The organism is Streptomyces chattanoogensis (genome assembly GCF_001294335.1).
GTDB classification, from domain to species: Bacteria; Actinomycetota; Actinomycetes; order Streptomycetales; family Streptomycetaceae; genus Streptomyces; species Streptomyces chattanoogensis.
Genome location: NZ_LGKG01000196.1, coordinates 180,989 through 193,760 on the forward strand (window position 1 = coordinate 180,989; position 12,772 = coordinate 193,760).

Here is a 12,772-nt window from a genome sequence, read left to right on the forward strand (position 1 = left end):
GCAGGGGAGAGCCGCGTGCCCGCATCAAAAGGACCTCTCACCCGGGACAGCTTCCGGGTGAAGATCGCCGTGCAGCGGGTGCGGCTGGGAGATACGGAATACCGGGTGATCCGGCCGGCCAGGCCGCTGAAGAACGGGGCGCTGTACGCAAAGGGCGACACGTACCGGACATACGACATGTACGTGGACCGGGCGGACGGGCGGCGCATCGGGGCCCTCTGGCTGCTCGCGGCGCGCTCCCCCCGGTCCTTGGTCTACCTGCCGATGCGTACCACTCCGACCGCGCCCGGCATCGGCTGGGACAACGAACAGCCCCTCGATCTCGTCCTGGCCCACCCGGAGGTACAGCTCCGGCCGTCCCGCTGGAAGCAGCTGCGCACGCGCCTCAACGCGGCGCGCGCACCCCGCGAGCTGCGCACCGCGAGCGTGCCGGAGCGGGACCTGCCCGACCTCGACGGCGACTACGTGGTTCCGGACGACCCCAAGAAGGCGGATGCGCTGGTGCCCCGTCGCCACGTCGTCGCCGACACGCTGATACTGACCGGCGGCACGGCAGCGTTCCGGGAAGGGGCGAAGGAGATATACGCCGTCACCAGGGACGGGCCACCCGAGGCCGCGACCAAGCTCTACCTTCCCGGCGGCTGCAACTATCACATCTGCCGGTGTGTGTACGACTGGACGGAACCGGACGGACGTGGCTGGGAGCCGCTCCACGTGGAGTTCGCCCCGTCGTGGACGAGGTGACACACCCCGTCGTGGACGAGGTGACCGGCCCACACTCCCGAGCCGCCCCCCAAGCCGTCAGCCCGCAACCCCCATGAACCGCAACACCGCCAGCACCCGCCGGTGATCCGCATCCGCCTTCGGCAGATCCAGCTTCGCCAGGATGCTGTTGATGTGCTTGGCCACCGCGCTCTCGCTCACCACCAGTTGGGCGGCGATACCCGCATTCGACCGGCCCTCCGCCATCAGGGCGAGGACCTCGCGTTCGCGGCCGGTGAGACGTTCCAAGGGGTCGCTGGAACGGCGTACCAGCAGCTGGGCGACGACCTGCGGGTCCAGGGCCGTACCGCCGTCGGCCACCCGCCGCAGCCCCTCGATGAACTCCTCGACGTCCGCGACCCGTTGTTTGAGGAGATAGCCCACGCCGCTGGTGTTGGTCGCCAGCAGGTCGGCGGCGTAGCGCTCCTCGACGTACTGGGAGAGCAGCAGTACGGCGGTGGCAGGCCATTTCTGGCGGATCGAGAGGGCGGCCCGTACGCCCTCGTCGGTGAAGCCGGGCGGCATCCGCACATCGACCACCGCGATGCCCGGCCGGTGTTCCTCGACCGCCGCCAGCAGCGCCTGCGCATCGCCCACCTCGGCGGCCACCTCGAAGCCGGCCATCTCCAGGACCTTGACCAGCCCGATCCGCAGCAGGACGGAGTCCTCGGCGATCACGGCTCGCTTCACATCGGGCACGGCAGCTCCACACTCATCATGGTCGGGCCCCCCACAGGGCTGCTCATCCGGAATGTTCCGTCCACCGACCGCACTCGCTGGGCAAGCCCCTTCAAGCCGGTCCCCTTGGCCGGATCGGCCCCGCCCACACCGTCGTCGGCGATCACCACCCGAAGTATCTCGCCGAGCCGGGTGACCGCCACATCCGCCCGGGTGGCCTCCCGTGCGTGCTTGGCGATATTGGTCAGCGCCTCGGAGACGACGAAGTAGGCGACGGCCTCGACGGCGGGCGAGGTGCGCTGCGGGGAGTCGTCCGGTATGTCGACGCGCAGGCGTACGGGCACCGGGGCGCGGGCGGCCAGTCCGGACAGCGCGGCGTCCAGCCCGAGTTCGTCCAGGACCGCCGGGTGCAGCCCGCGCACAAGGGTGCTCAGCTCGTCGATCGCGTCCTTGGCCTCGCGGTGCGCCGCGTCGATGACCTCGCGCGCCTCCGGGGGCAGATCAGTGAGCGTGGCCTTGGCCAGCCCCAGGTTCAGCGCCAGCGAGACGAGCCGCTGCTGTGCACCGTCGTGGAGATCGCGTTCGATACGGCGGCGTTCCGCATCGGCCGCGGCCACGGCGTCCGCCCGGCTCGCGGTCAGGTCCTCGACCCGCCGCTCCAGCTCCTCGGCCCGGCTCACGCCCAGGACCGCCCGCCCGACCAGGTTCTCCAGCCGTACGAGTCCGGCGGCCAGCGGCGGCACGGCGGCGATCGCCAGCAGCCCCAGGACGGTGGCCAGGACGGCCGACATGACGTAGACGTGCCGCTCCGGCGGCGGCACCGTCCATATCCACAGCAGGCTCGTGGCGGCCGCCACCCCGGTCACCAGCAGCGTGAACAGCGCGACCTCGAGTACCCCGAGCAGCGGCCCGACCAGGCAGTTGTAGCCGAACTGCCGCTTGGCCTGGGTGAACCGCAGCCGGGGCAGGTCCACCCCGCACAGCGCCCGGAACCGCCACCGCTGCACCTCGGTGAGTCCGTATCCGGCGATCGCCAGCAGCGCACTCGGCACCGGCAGGACCAGCGGCGCGGCGTCCGACGTCCCGTCCAGGATGCCGACCACCTGGGTCAGCGCCCAGAGGAACAGCGGCGGCGCGGCGAGGTGCGGCAGCACTCCGGAAGCGAGGAAGAGGATGTCGCGGCGCAGCCGTACGAGGGCGCGGCGCAGCTGGGGCGGAACGGTCATGATCCAACGGTATGGGGCGGCCGGATGACGTGGCCATGAAGGAAAGGTCCGGAACGGGGGTGTAGGTAGTGCCACCCCAAGTCGGAAAGCGGCGTTACTGACGGTGGCCGCCGTAACCGGGAGTGTTGATCACGAGCCCGAAGGACGGGTTCGTGACCGACGGAAGAGGCACTTTCCATGGCCCTCGTAGCCTTCAACTCCCCTTCGCAAGAAGGACGTTACGCGCTGCGTCGGACGGTGCGGACCGGCGCCGCCCGCCGCCGCCAGGGCCGGATCCTCACCGGCGCCGGGCTGGTCCTCCTCCCCTGGCTCGGCTACCTGGCCGGCACCCTCCCGCCCGCCGAGGCGGCGGCCTGGGTGACGCTGGACGCCCTGGAGGCCGTCTGCCTGCTGACCGCCGGCACCCGCCTGCTCCGTGCGGACGCCCGGTACCGCGCCCCCGCGGCCGCCGCGGCCGTTCTCCTCCTGGCCGACGCCTGCATCGACATGGCAACGGCCGCCCCCGGTACGGAACTGGCCACCGCGACAGCCATGGCCGTCGGCGCGGAGCTGCCGCTGGCGGGGCTGTGCGCGCTGCTCGCGGCCCGCTCGGCGAAGGCTTCGTTCGCCGCCAACTGACGCCGGACGAGCGGGAGATCCTCGGACCCGATTGTCAGTGGCGGGCGTTACCGGGGATATTGCAGAAGGCCCCGGCGTTCACCCTGGGGATGAATGCCCCTCAAGACTGCTCTGACCTGCGCTGTTACACGAACGTTCCTTCTGGCTCGGGGCGTTGTCAGTGGGCTCGGATAGCGTGTTGGTCATGCAGCTGCGCTACTCCTACCGGGCCTACCCGGATGCCCCGCAGCGCACGGCGCTGGCCCGCGCGTTCGGGTGTGCCCGTGTGGTGTGGAACGACTGCTTGCGTGACCGGAGGGAAGCACACGCGGCGGGGCTGCCGTATGTGAAGTCGGCGGACTTGTCCAAGTCGAAGAAGGACACCCGCCAGTCCATCCGACTGAACACCAACGCCTTCTCCGTCCAGGACGACGGCACGGTGTACGTGGCCAAGATCGGCGACATCAAGGTCAAGTGGTCCCGGCCGCTCCCGGCCGCACCGACATCCCTGACCATCATCAAGGACTGCTCCGGCCGGTACTTCATGAGCTTCGTTGTGGACACCAGTCCCGACATCCTCCCCGAGCTGGACACCGAAGTCGGCATCGACCTGGGCCTGTCCACCTTCGCCGTGCTCTTCGACGGCACCCGCATCCACTCCCCGAAATTCCTGCGCCGCGCCGAGAAGAAGCTCAAACGACTCCAGCGGGAGTTGTCTCGCAAGGCGAAAGGATCGAAGAACCGGACCAAGGCCCGTATCAAGGTCGCGCGGCAGCACGCCCGCGTGGCCGACCGCCGCCGGGACTGGCACCACAAGGCATCCACCCAGATCATCCGCGACAACCAAGCGGTGTACGTGGAAGACCTCGCGGTGTCCGGGCTCGCCCGTACCCGGCTGGGCAAGTCGGTGCACGACGCCGGATGGTCGGCGTTCGTCGGCATGCTGGTGTACAAGGCCATCAAGCACGGCCGGCACTTCGGGAAGATCGGACGGTTCGAGCCGACCTCGCAGGTCTGCTCGGTCTGCGGCGTCAAGGACGGCCCCAAGCCCTTGCACGTCAGGGAATGGACGTGCAAGGAATGCGGGACGGTCCACGACCGTGACGACAACGCTGCACAGAACACCCTGGCCGCCGGACGGGCGGACAGGCTAAACGCCTCGCAGAGCGCAGGTAAGACCAGGACGAAGGTCCTGGCGCAGCGCGGTGAAGCAGGAACACACCGAGACGGTCACACGACCGTGGCAGGAATCCCCGGCCGTTAGGCCGGGGAGACGTCAACTTCGGACCATGGACACCCTCGCGGACGGCGCATCCGCACGCGAATCGGCACGCACATCCGCCGGACTGGCTCTCCGGTTCTCCTGGGAGACCGCCGAGCACGAACCACCGGAGGCAGCGGAACTGACGGAGCTGGAGGAGGAGATACACACCCACTGCGCCGCCCTCCGGCAGGCGGCTCCCGACGACACCACTCCCGCCACGCTCCTGGCCTTCCTCGCCCTCGCCAAGCTGCGTGCGCATCTGGACGAGCCGGTGGATCACCGCGACGACCGGCACGCCGACCACGTCCGGCTGGACGACGATGACGAGCCCGGCCGCGCCCTCGCCACCGAGGTCGTACGGGCGTCCCGGCGGGCGCTCGCCCTCCGGGACACCGACAACATCGCCGCCTTCTCCCTCGCCTGCGCCCTGGAGTGGCTCGGCGATCACGCGGCGGCGGTCACCGCCTACTGCGAGGCCGTCCGCCTCGACCCGCACGACTCTCTCGCCTTGGCCCGCGCCGAGGTCCTGGAGGAGGGGCTCAGACTCCCCTGCCCGGTCCCCGGCCGCCGCCCGCTCCAGCCGTACGGCTTCTACCAGCTGGAACGGACCCGCGTCGTCGGCCACAGCGGGTCCGTCAAGGGCGTGGAGTTCCTGTCGACCGACCGCACCGCGATACGCAGGGCCGCGGAGCACCAGCTGGGCGAGTGGCTGGCCGACAGCGGCACGGGCCTGGACGAGGACTTCGCGCTGCGGACCTGGCAGCCCGGGGAGGAGCCGGGGAAGTCGCCGGGCCGGACGTTCTACGCCGACCTGCGCCAGGCTGCGATGCAGGCACCGGACGGCCGGCACGTCGTCGACTGGTCGACGGCACCCCTGCCCGATCTCCGCCACCCCCTCCCCGTCGGCCTCCCGATCCGCTGGTACGGCACCTGGCACTTCTACGGCGAGACCGAGTACGACGACTGAGCGCTGCTCCTGAAAACCGCTGCTCCTGGACACCCACGCGCACACAAAAGCGCCGGCCGGGCCCGAACGTATCCGGGCCCGGCCGGCGCCTCGTGAACGCCGAAGGATCAGCAGCCGAGCAGTCGGCCGCCCAGGTACGACTGGATCTGGTCCAGGCTGACCCGCTCCTGCTTCATGGTGTCGCGCTCGCGCACCGTGACGGCGTTGTCGTCGAGGGTGTCGAAGTCGACGGTGACGCAGAACGGCGTGCCGATCTCGTCCTGGCGGCGGTAGCGGCGGCCGATGGCGCCCGCGTCGTCGAACTCGATGTTCCAGTTCTTGCGCAGGTCCGCGGCGAGCCCCTTGGCCTTCGGGGACAGCTGCGGGTTGCGGGACAGCGGCAGAACCGCGACCTTGACCGGCGCCAGGCGGTGGTCGAGGCGCATGACCGTGCGCTTCTCCATCTTGCCCTTGGCGTTGGGGGCCTCGTCCTCGGTGTACGCGTCGAGCAGGAAGGCGAGCATCGCCCGGCCGACACCGGCCGCCGGCTCGATGACGTACGGGGTGTAGCGCTCGCCGGCCTCCTGGTCGAAGTAGGAGAGGTCCTGGCCGGAGGCCTTGGAGTGCGCGGTGAGGTCGTAGTCCGTGCGGTTGGCGACACCCTCCAGCTCGCCCCACTCCGAGCCGCCGAACTGGAAGCGGTACTCGATGTCAGCGGTCCGCTTGGAGTAGTGGGACAGCTTCTCCTTGGGGTGCTCGTACCAGCGGATGTTCTCCTCGCGGATGCCGAGGTCGCGGTACCAGTTCCAGCGCTGCTCCATCCAGTACTCCTGCCACTGCTCGTCCTCGCCCGGCTTGACGAAGAACTCCATCTCCATCTGCTCGAACTCGCGGGTGCGGAAGATGAAGTTGCCCGGAGTGATCTCGTTCCGGAAGGACTTGCCCATCTGCGCGATGCCGAACGGCGGCTTCTTGCGCGAGGTCTGCTGGACCTGGGCGAAGTTGGTGAAGATGCCCTGTGCGGTCTCGGGGCGCAGGTAGGCGACCGAGGCGGTGTCCTGGGACGGGCCGAGGTGGGTGGAGAGCAGACCGGAGAACTGCTTGGGCTCGGTGAAGCCGCCCTTGTTGCCGCAGTGCGGGCAGTTGACGTCGGCGAGGCCGTTCTCGGGGAGCCTGCCGTGCTTGGCCTCGTACGCCTCCTCCAGGTGGTCGGCGCGGAAGCGCTTGTGGCAGGAGGTGCACTCGGTCAGCGGGTCGGTGAAGGTGGCGACGTGGCCGGACGCCTGCCACACCTCGGGGGCCAGGATCACCGACGAGTCGAGACCGACGACGTCCTCGCGCGAGGTGACCATGTTGCGCCACCACTGGCGCTTGATGTTCTCCTTGAGCTCGACGCCCAGCGGACCGTAGTCCCAGGCAGCACGGGAGCCACCGTAGATCTCACTGCAGGGGTAGACGAAGCCACGGCGCTTGCTCAGGCTGACGATGGTATCGATCTTGTCGGCGGCCACGGTGCTCTCTTCATTACGACGACGAACAGCGAATGATTCAGGTTACCGGCGGGCGTACCCCCCGGACCAAATCGGTTCCGGCCGCCCCTGTCGCACCGCTCACACCCGGCCTGACGCCGTTGACAATCGTTTCCATCTTTGTTGAAAATGACTGTCATGAACATACGCCGTCAGATATCCACCGCCGTCGTCGCCGGAGCGTCGGTGCTCGGCCTGCTGGCCCTCTCCGCCTGCTCCGCCCACGGCACCGGGCGCACGGATGACGGCAAGCTGCGGGTGACGGCGTCCTTCTATCCCATGGAATTCCTCGCCGAGCAGATCGGCGGCAAGCACGTCGAGGTGGCCAACCTCACCAAGCCGGGTGTCGAGCCGCACGACCTGGAGCTCAACCCGAGGCAGACCGGCGAGCTCGGCGAGTCCGGCGCGGTCGTCTACCTCAAGGGTCTGCAGCCCGCCGTGGACGAGGCGATCAAGCAGTCCGGCGTCAAGAACGTCCTCGACGCCGCCTCCACCACCTCCCTCGAAGCGCACGGCACCGAGGTCGACGGCCACCACCACACCACCGGCGACAACCACTCGCACTCCGAGGCCGAGGGCGGCAAGGACCCGCACATCTGGCTCGACCCCGTGAAGTTCGCCGAGGCCGCCAAGGGCGTGGGCAAGACCCTCGCCAAGGCCGACCCGGACCACCGGGCCGACTACCGGAAGAACACCGACGCCCTGGTGAAGAAGCTCGAGGGGCTGGACAGGGAATTCAAGGACGGGCTGACGAAGCGGTCCTCCGACACCTTCATCACCACCCACGCCGCCTTCGGCTACCTCGCCGAGCGCTACGGGCTGACCGAGGAGGCCATCAGCGGCCTCGACCCGGAGTCCGAGCCCAGCGCCCACCGCATCAAGGACCTGCACATCCTCGCCGAGAAGCACCACGTCTCCACGGTCTTCTTCGAGACGATCGCCAACCCGGCCACCGCCAAGGCCCTGGCCGGCGATCTCCATCTGAAGACCGATGTCCTCGACCCGCTCGAGGGGATCACGGGCAAGTCCCGCGGCAAGGACTACTTCGGCGTGCAGCGCGCCAACCTCGCCGCCCTCCAGAAGGCCCTCGGCAGCAAGTGACGCACAGCGCACCGCCCATGACGGAGGTCACCATGCACCAGCCGGTTATCGATCTGCGCGGCGCCACCGCGTCCCTGGGCGCCCGCCCCGTCCTGCGCGGCGTCGACCTGACCGTCCGCGCCGGCGAGGTCGTCGCCCTGCTCGGCGCCAACGGTTCCGGCAAGTCCACCGCCGTACGGTCGGTGATCGGCCAGGTGCCGCTCACCGGCGGCGAGCTGTCCCTCTTCGGTACGGAGTTCCGCCGCTTCCGGGACTGGGCCCGCATCGGCTATGTCCCGCAGCGCACCACCGCCTCCAGCGGCGTCCCGGCCACCGTCCGCGAGGTCGTCACGGCCGGCCGGCTGGCCCGTACGAAGCTGGGCGTGCTGCGCAAGGCCGACCGGGCCGCCGTGCACCGCGCCCTGGAGCTGGTGGGCATGGCGGACCGCGCCAAGGACTCCGTCAACGCGCTTTCCGGCGGCCAGCACCAGCGGGTGCTGATAGCCCGCGCCCTGGCGGGCGAACCGGAACTGCTGATCATGGACGAGCCGATGGCCGGCGTGGACCTCGCCAGCCAGGAGGTCCTGGCGAGCGCCCTGCGCGAACAGGTCGGCCGCGGTGCCACGGTCCTGCTCGTCCTGCACGAGCTGGGCCCGCTGGAGCCGCTGATCGACCGCGCGGTGGTGCTGCGCGACGGCTGCGTCGTCCACGACGGCCCGCCGCCGGAGGCCGTCGGCCAGCACGCGCTGCCCGGCCACGACCATGTCCACCCGCACGCCGACGCCGCCGCGGAGCCGATCCGCACCGGCCTGCTCAGCTAGGGGCCCCACCGTGGAAATCCTCGACTACGCCTTTATGCAGCGGGCCCTGCTCGCCGCCCTGATCGTCGGCGTCACCGCACCGGCCATCGGCATCTACCTCGTCCAGCGCCGCCAGGCCCTGATGGGCGACGGCATCGGCCATGTCGCCCTCACCGGCGTCGGCCTGGGCTTCCTGCTCAACTTCAGCCCGGTCTGGGTCGCCACCGCCGTCGCCGCGCTCGGCTCGGTCGTCATGGAGCTGATCCGCTGGTACGGGAAGACCCGCGGCGACCTCGCACTGGCCATGCTGTTCTACGGCGGTATGGCGGGCGGCGTGATGCTGATGAGCCTCTCCGACGCGGGCTCCACCGCCAACCTCAGCAGCTACCTCTTCGGTTCGATCACCACGGTCTCGCCGGAGGACATGACGACCATCTGCATCCTCGCCGCGCTGGTCCTGGTGATCACCGTCGGGCTGCGCCGCCAGCTGTTCGCGGTCTGCCAGGACGAGGAGTTCGCCCGGGTGACCGGCCTGCCCGTGCGGCTGCTGAACCTCCTTGTCGCCGTCACCGCCGCGGTCACCGTCACCGTCGCCATGCGCGTCGTCGGCCTGCTGATGGTCAGCGCGCTGATGGTGATCCCGGTCGCGGCCGCCCAGCAGATCAGCCGCAGCTTCGCGGTGACCTTCGCGGCGGCCCTCGGCATCGGCGTCACGGTCACCCTCACCGGCACCGCGACCTCCTTCTACGCGGACGTCCCGGCCGGCGCGACCATCGTGCTCTTCGCCATCGCCGTCTTCGTGATCCTCACGGCCCTCGCCGCGCCACTGGCGAAAAAGCGCGCCAGGGCTGCCGCGAAGGCGGGCAAGGGGTGCACCCTGGAGGTACCCGGCAGCCGGACCCCGGCCGACGACGTCAGCGTGTGACGACACCATCACCTGGCACAATGGCCGACGCACGGGCAGGGGGAAACGTGCAGGGGAATTCCTGAAGCCCTGGATTCCCCTCCTGACGTCCTAGGGAGGCAACGGTGGCGACGAGCGCGGGATCTCCGGTACGCGGCCGGTCGACGCGGCAGCGCACCGCGGTGTCGGCCGCACTCGACGAGGTCGATGAGTTCCGCAGTGCGCAGGAACTCCACGACATGCTCAAGCACCGGGGCGATTCGGTCGGGCTGACCACCGTGTACCGAACGCTCCAGTCGCTGGCCGACGCCGGCGAGGTCGACGTCCTGCGCACCAGCGACGGCGAGGCCGTCTACCGCCGGTGCAGCACCGACGACCACCATCACCACCTGGTGTGCCGGACCTGCGGCAAGGCCGTCGAGGTCGAGGGCCCCGCGGTCGAGAAGTGGGCCGACCAGATCGCCGCCGAGCACGGCTTCCAGGATGTGGCGCACACCATCGAGATCTTCGGTACGTGCGGTGACTGCGCCGCCGCCAAGCAGTCCGCCAAGCAGTCCGGACGGGACTAGCGGCACCGACCCACGGCACAGGAACAAGCCAGGGGGCCGCCTTCCGGACAGGGAGGCGGCCCTTTACCGTTTCCTGAAAGTCCCCTGTCGGTTGTCAGGTGCACGATGCTGTTAGCCTGCGTAAAGAAGGCGACAAGAGGTACCAGCGCAGTTCGGTACGCATCACACGGGGGGTAGCAGTGGGTCTTCTCGGGGACATCGGGGATCTTGTAGACGACGGCAAGAAGCTGGTCGGCGACGTCGTCGAGGTCGGCAAGGACATCATGATGGCGCCGGCCGAGATCGCGCACTGGGTGCTGGGCGAGATGTTCGGCGGCAGCGACGCCGACCTGCAGAAGATCGCGGCCGAGCTGGAGAAGCTGAGCAAGGAGCTGGAGGGACTGACCAAGGAGGTCAACTCCGTGCTCCACAACATCACCTGGCACGGCCCGGCGTCCGACGCCTTCGTCGCCGTCGCCAACGGCCGCGTCAAGGAGATGAACAAGATCTCCGACGATCTGTCGACGCTGGGCAAGTCGGTCACCCGGCTGTCCGAGGTCTACTGACGGCCGGGCCGACTGACGGCCGGGCCTCCTGACGGCCAGGGCTACTGACGGCCCGTCACCTTCTTCTCTTCACTGCTTCACCACGGGGGTTGCACTCATGGCACGCGATGCGTTCGGCGCCGAAATGGCGGAACTCGAAAAGATCGAGAAGGACTGGCGCTCGGCCAGCAAGCACATGGTCGAGCTGAGCCAGCGGCTGGGCGAGCTCAAGATGACGCTGTTCAAGGCGGCGTCGATCGACCTCGCGGCGTCGCCGCTCGCCTCGATCCCCGGCTTCGGCATCGCCTACCAGGTGGTCTCCGACGTGAAGGACATCGCGGACGCCGCCGAGCGCCTCGAGGAAGACAAGAAAAAGCTGCTCGAGGAGCTGGAGCAGGACGCCGAGAAGATCAAGAAGGTCAAGGCCGAGTACGAGGCCAACGAGAAGAAGATCGAGGAACACCTCAAGAAGCTCAAGAAAGAGCACCACGACGGCGGCTCCAAGTCGCCCCACACCGGCCTGCAGGGTGCCGGGGGCGGAGGCGGTGGCGGTGGTGGCGGCACCGGTGGCGGTGGCGGTGGCGCCGGCGGCGGCGGCAACGGTGGTGGTGGCGCCGGTGGCGGTGGCGGCGCCGGTGGACCGGCCCCCGACAAGGGGACCGGCGACGGCAAGTGGGAGACGAAGGGCGACTGGGACGCCTGGTCGCCGGGCAAGCACCACACGACCACCGGCGCGGGCGTCCAGGACGCCCCGGACACCTCCGGCCTGCCGAAGGAGCGCAAGGACATCATCGACCGCGCCCTGGAGCGGGTGAAGCACCGCATCGGCTACAGCCAGTCGGCCACCACCAACGGCTACCGCGACGACTGCTCGGGCTTCGTCTCCGCCGCCTGGGGTCTGCAGCCTCCGGGTCTGAACACCTACGGCCTGATGGAGAACAACGTCTCCCACCAGATCACCAAGGACGATCTGCAGCCGGGCGACGCCCTGATCGCCGGCGACCACACCGTCATGTTCGGCGGCTGGGCCGACGAGGCGCACACCAAGTACATCGCGCTGGAGGACAACGGCTCCCAGGGCACCGTCTCGCACGTCATCCCGTACCCGTACTACTCGGGCGACGCCGCGCACGAGAGGTCCATCGGCAAGCCGTACGTGCCCTACCGCCTCAACGGCCTCAAGTGATCTTCCGCACGGACAGCTGATCCCCCGTACGAGTCTCCGGTCCCCGCAGGAGCCTCAGACCCACCGACGAGAGAGAACGCCTGCATGTTCCCCCGCCGCCTGCTCGCCGCAGCCGCCGTCGCTGCGGCGCTGGCCACGCTCACCTCCTGCAAGGGCGAGGACGACGCCAAGGCCGATGCCCCGGAGTCATCCGCGTCCCCCGTGCCCGCGAAGTCCAGGACGGCCGACCCGTCGGCCGCCCCCAGCGCCTCGGCTTCGGCCTCGGCCTCGTCCCAGGCCTCGCCGCCGAGCGACCCGGCGCCCGGCACGGGAGAGCCGACCTTCGACTGCACACCCCGCAAGCTCGCCAAGGGCCACCGGATGGTGCAGATCACGGGCGCGCCGTCCGGCGGCGCGCTGCTCGCCAAGGAGGCGAAGTTCGCCTGCGATCCCAACGGCGGGGGCTATGCGGGGACGGGGAAGGCCGCCCGCTTCCGGCTGGCCTCGGGGGCCACGGCCGAGCTGGCCATCGGGGCGGTCGACCACCGCAAGGTGACCGTCGCCCAGCTGACCGAGCACGTCAACGCCTGCCTGAAGCACGAGCCCGTCAAGCAGCCGCTGATGTGCAGCGGGGACATCTACGAGCTCACCGTGACCGGGTCCGGTGACGTCTCGCACGTCAGCGAGGTCTGGCACCCCTGACGCGCTCTGACGCTCCCTGACAACGG

Annotated in this window: 14 protein-coding genes; 11 read left to right on the forward strand and 3 right to left on the reverse strand. The window is 69.7% G+C overall.

Annotation, left to right across the window (positions count from 1 at the left end):
- Positions 1-15: 15 nt before the first annotated feature.
- Positions 16-744, forward strand: a complete 729-nt coding sequence (locus ADL29_RS37300) for a hypothetical protein (RefSeq protein WP_053927917.1) — start codon at positions 16-18, stop codon at positions 742-744.
- 57 nt (positions 745-801) lie between these two features.
- Here ADL29_RS37300 and ADL29_RS37305 read toward each other — a convergent pair whose 3' ends face one another.
- Positions 802-1,440: a response regulator gene (locus ADL29_RS37305; protein ID WP_053928071.1), complete on the reverse strand. Its 639-nt coding sequence runs from the start codon at positions 1,438-1,440 to the stop codon at positions 802-804.
- Positions 1,441-1,448: 8 nt separating this feature from the next.
- Entirely contained in the window at positions 1,449-2,666 is a 1,218-nt protein-coding gene (locus ADL29_RS37310; RefSeq protein WP_053927918.1) for a sensor histidine kinase, read from the reverse strand.
- A 177-nt stretch (positions 2,667-2,843) separates the two neighbouring features.
- Here ADL29_RS37310 and ADL29_RS37315 point away from each other — a divergent pair, with 177 nt between their 5' ends.
- The 3 genes from ADL29_RS37315 (at position 2,844) to ADL29_RS37325 (ending at position 5,494) form a co-directional block, all read left to right on the forward strand.
- Complete coding sequence (locus tag ADL29_RS37315; RefSeq protein ID WP_053927919.1) at positions 2,844-3,284, forward strand: hypothetical protein; 441 nt, start codon at positions 2,844-2,846, stop codon at positions 3,282-3,284.
- Between the two features lie 184 nt (positions 3,285-3,468).
- Positions 3,469-4,527, forward strand: coding sequence for an RNA-guided endonuclease InsQ/TnpB family protein (locus tag ADL29_RS37320; protein ID WP_053927920.1), 1,059 nt, complete (start codon positions 3,469-3,471; stop codon positions 4,525-4,527).
- Between the two features lie 25 nt (positions 4,528-4,552).
- Positions 4,553-5,494, forward strand: a complete 942-nt coding sequence (locus ADL29_RS37325) for a hypothetical protein (RefSeq protein WP_053927921.1) — start codon at positions 4,553-4,555, stop codon at positions 5,492-5,494.
- 107 nt (positions 5,495-5,601) lie between these two features.
- On the opposite strand, the gene ADL29_RS37330 is transcribed toward ADL29_RS37325, so the two are convergent.
- Entirely contained in the window at positions 5,602-6,984 is a 1,383-nt protein-coding gene (locus ADL29_RS37330) for a glycine--tRNA ligase (protein WP_046928109.1), read from the reverse strand.
- A 156-nt stretch (positions 6,985-7,140) separates the two neighbouring features.
- Between ADL29_RS37330 and ADL29_RS37335 the strand changes: the two genes are divergently transcribed.
- The 7 genes from ADL29_RS37335 (at position 7,141) to ADL29_RS43870 (ending at position 12,746) form a co-directional block, all read left to right on the forward strand.
- A complete protein-coding gene (locus ADL29_RS37335) occupies positions 7,141-8,103 on the forward strand; it encodes a metal ABC transporter substrate-binding protein (RefSeq protein ID WP_053927922.1) in 963 nt (320 codons plus the stop codon).
- 32 nt (positions 8,104-8,135) lie between these two features.
- The gene (locus ADL29_RS37340) at positions 8,136-8,903 is read left to right on the forward strand and encodes a metal ABC transporter ATP-binding protein (protein ID WP_245689794.1); all 768 of its coding nucleotides are present in this window, start codon (positions 8,136-8,138) and stop codon (positions 8,901-8,903) included.
- 10 nt (positions 8,904-8,913) lie between these two features.
- Positions 8,914-9,807 (forward strand): metal ABC transporter permease, encoded by an 894-nt coding sequence (locus tag ADL29_RS37345; RefSeq protein WP_053927924.1) that lies wholly within the window; start codon positions 8,914-8,916, stop codon positions 9,805-9,807.
- Positions 9,808-9,911: 104 nt separating this feature from the next.
- Positions 9,912-10,355 (forward strand): Fur family transcriptional regulator, encoded by a 444-nt coding sequence (locus ADL29_RS37350; RefSeq protein ID WP_053927925.1) that lies wholly within the window; start codon positions 9,912-9,914, stop codon positions 10,353-10,355.
- A 179-nt stretch (positions 10,356-10,534) separates the two neighbouring features.
- Complete coding sequence (locus ADL29_RS37355; RefSeq protein WP_053927926.1) at positions 10,535-10,900, forward strand: WXG100 family type VII secretion target; 366 nt, start codon at positions 10,535-10,537, stop codon at positions 10,898-10,900.
- 97 nt (positions 10,901-10,997) lie between these two features.
- Positions 10,998-12,065, forward strand: coding sequence for a hypothetical protein (locus tag ADL29_RS44340; RefSeq protein WP_053927927.1), 1,068 nt, complete (start codon positions 10,998-11,000; stop codon positions 12,063-12,065).
- An 84-nt stretch (positions 12,066-12,149) separates the two neighbouring features.
- Complete coding sequence (locus tag ADL29_RS43870) at positions 12,150-12,746, forward strand: hypothetical protein (RefSeq protein WP_053927928.1); 597 nt, start codon at positions 12,150-12,152, stop codon at positions 12,744-12,746.
- The last annotated feature ends 26 nt before the right edge of the window (positions 12,747-12,772 follow it).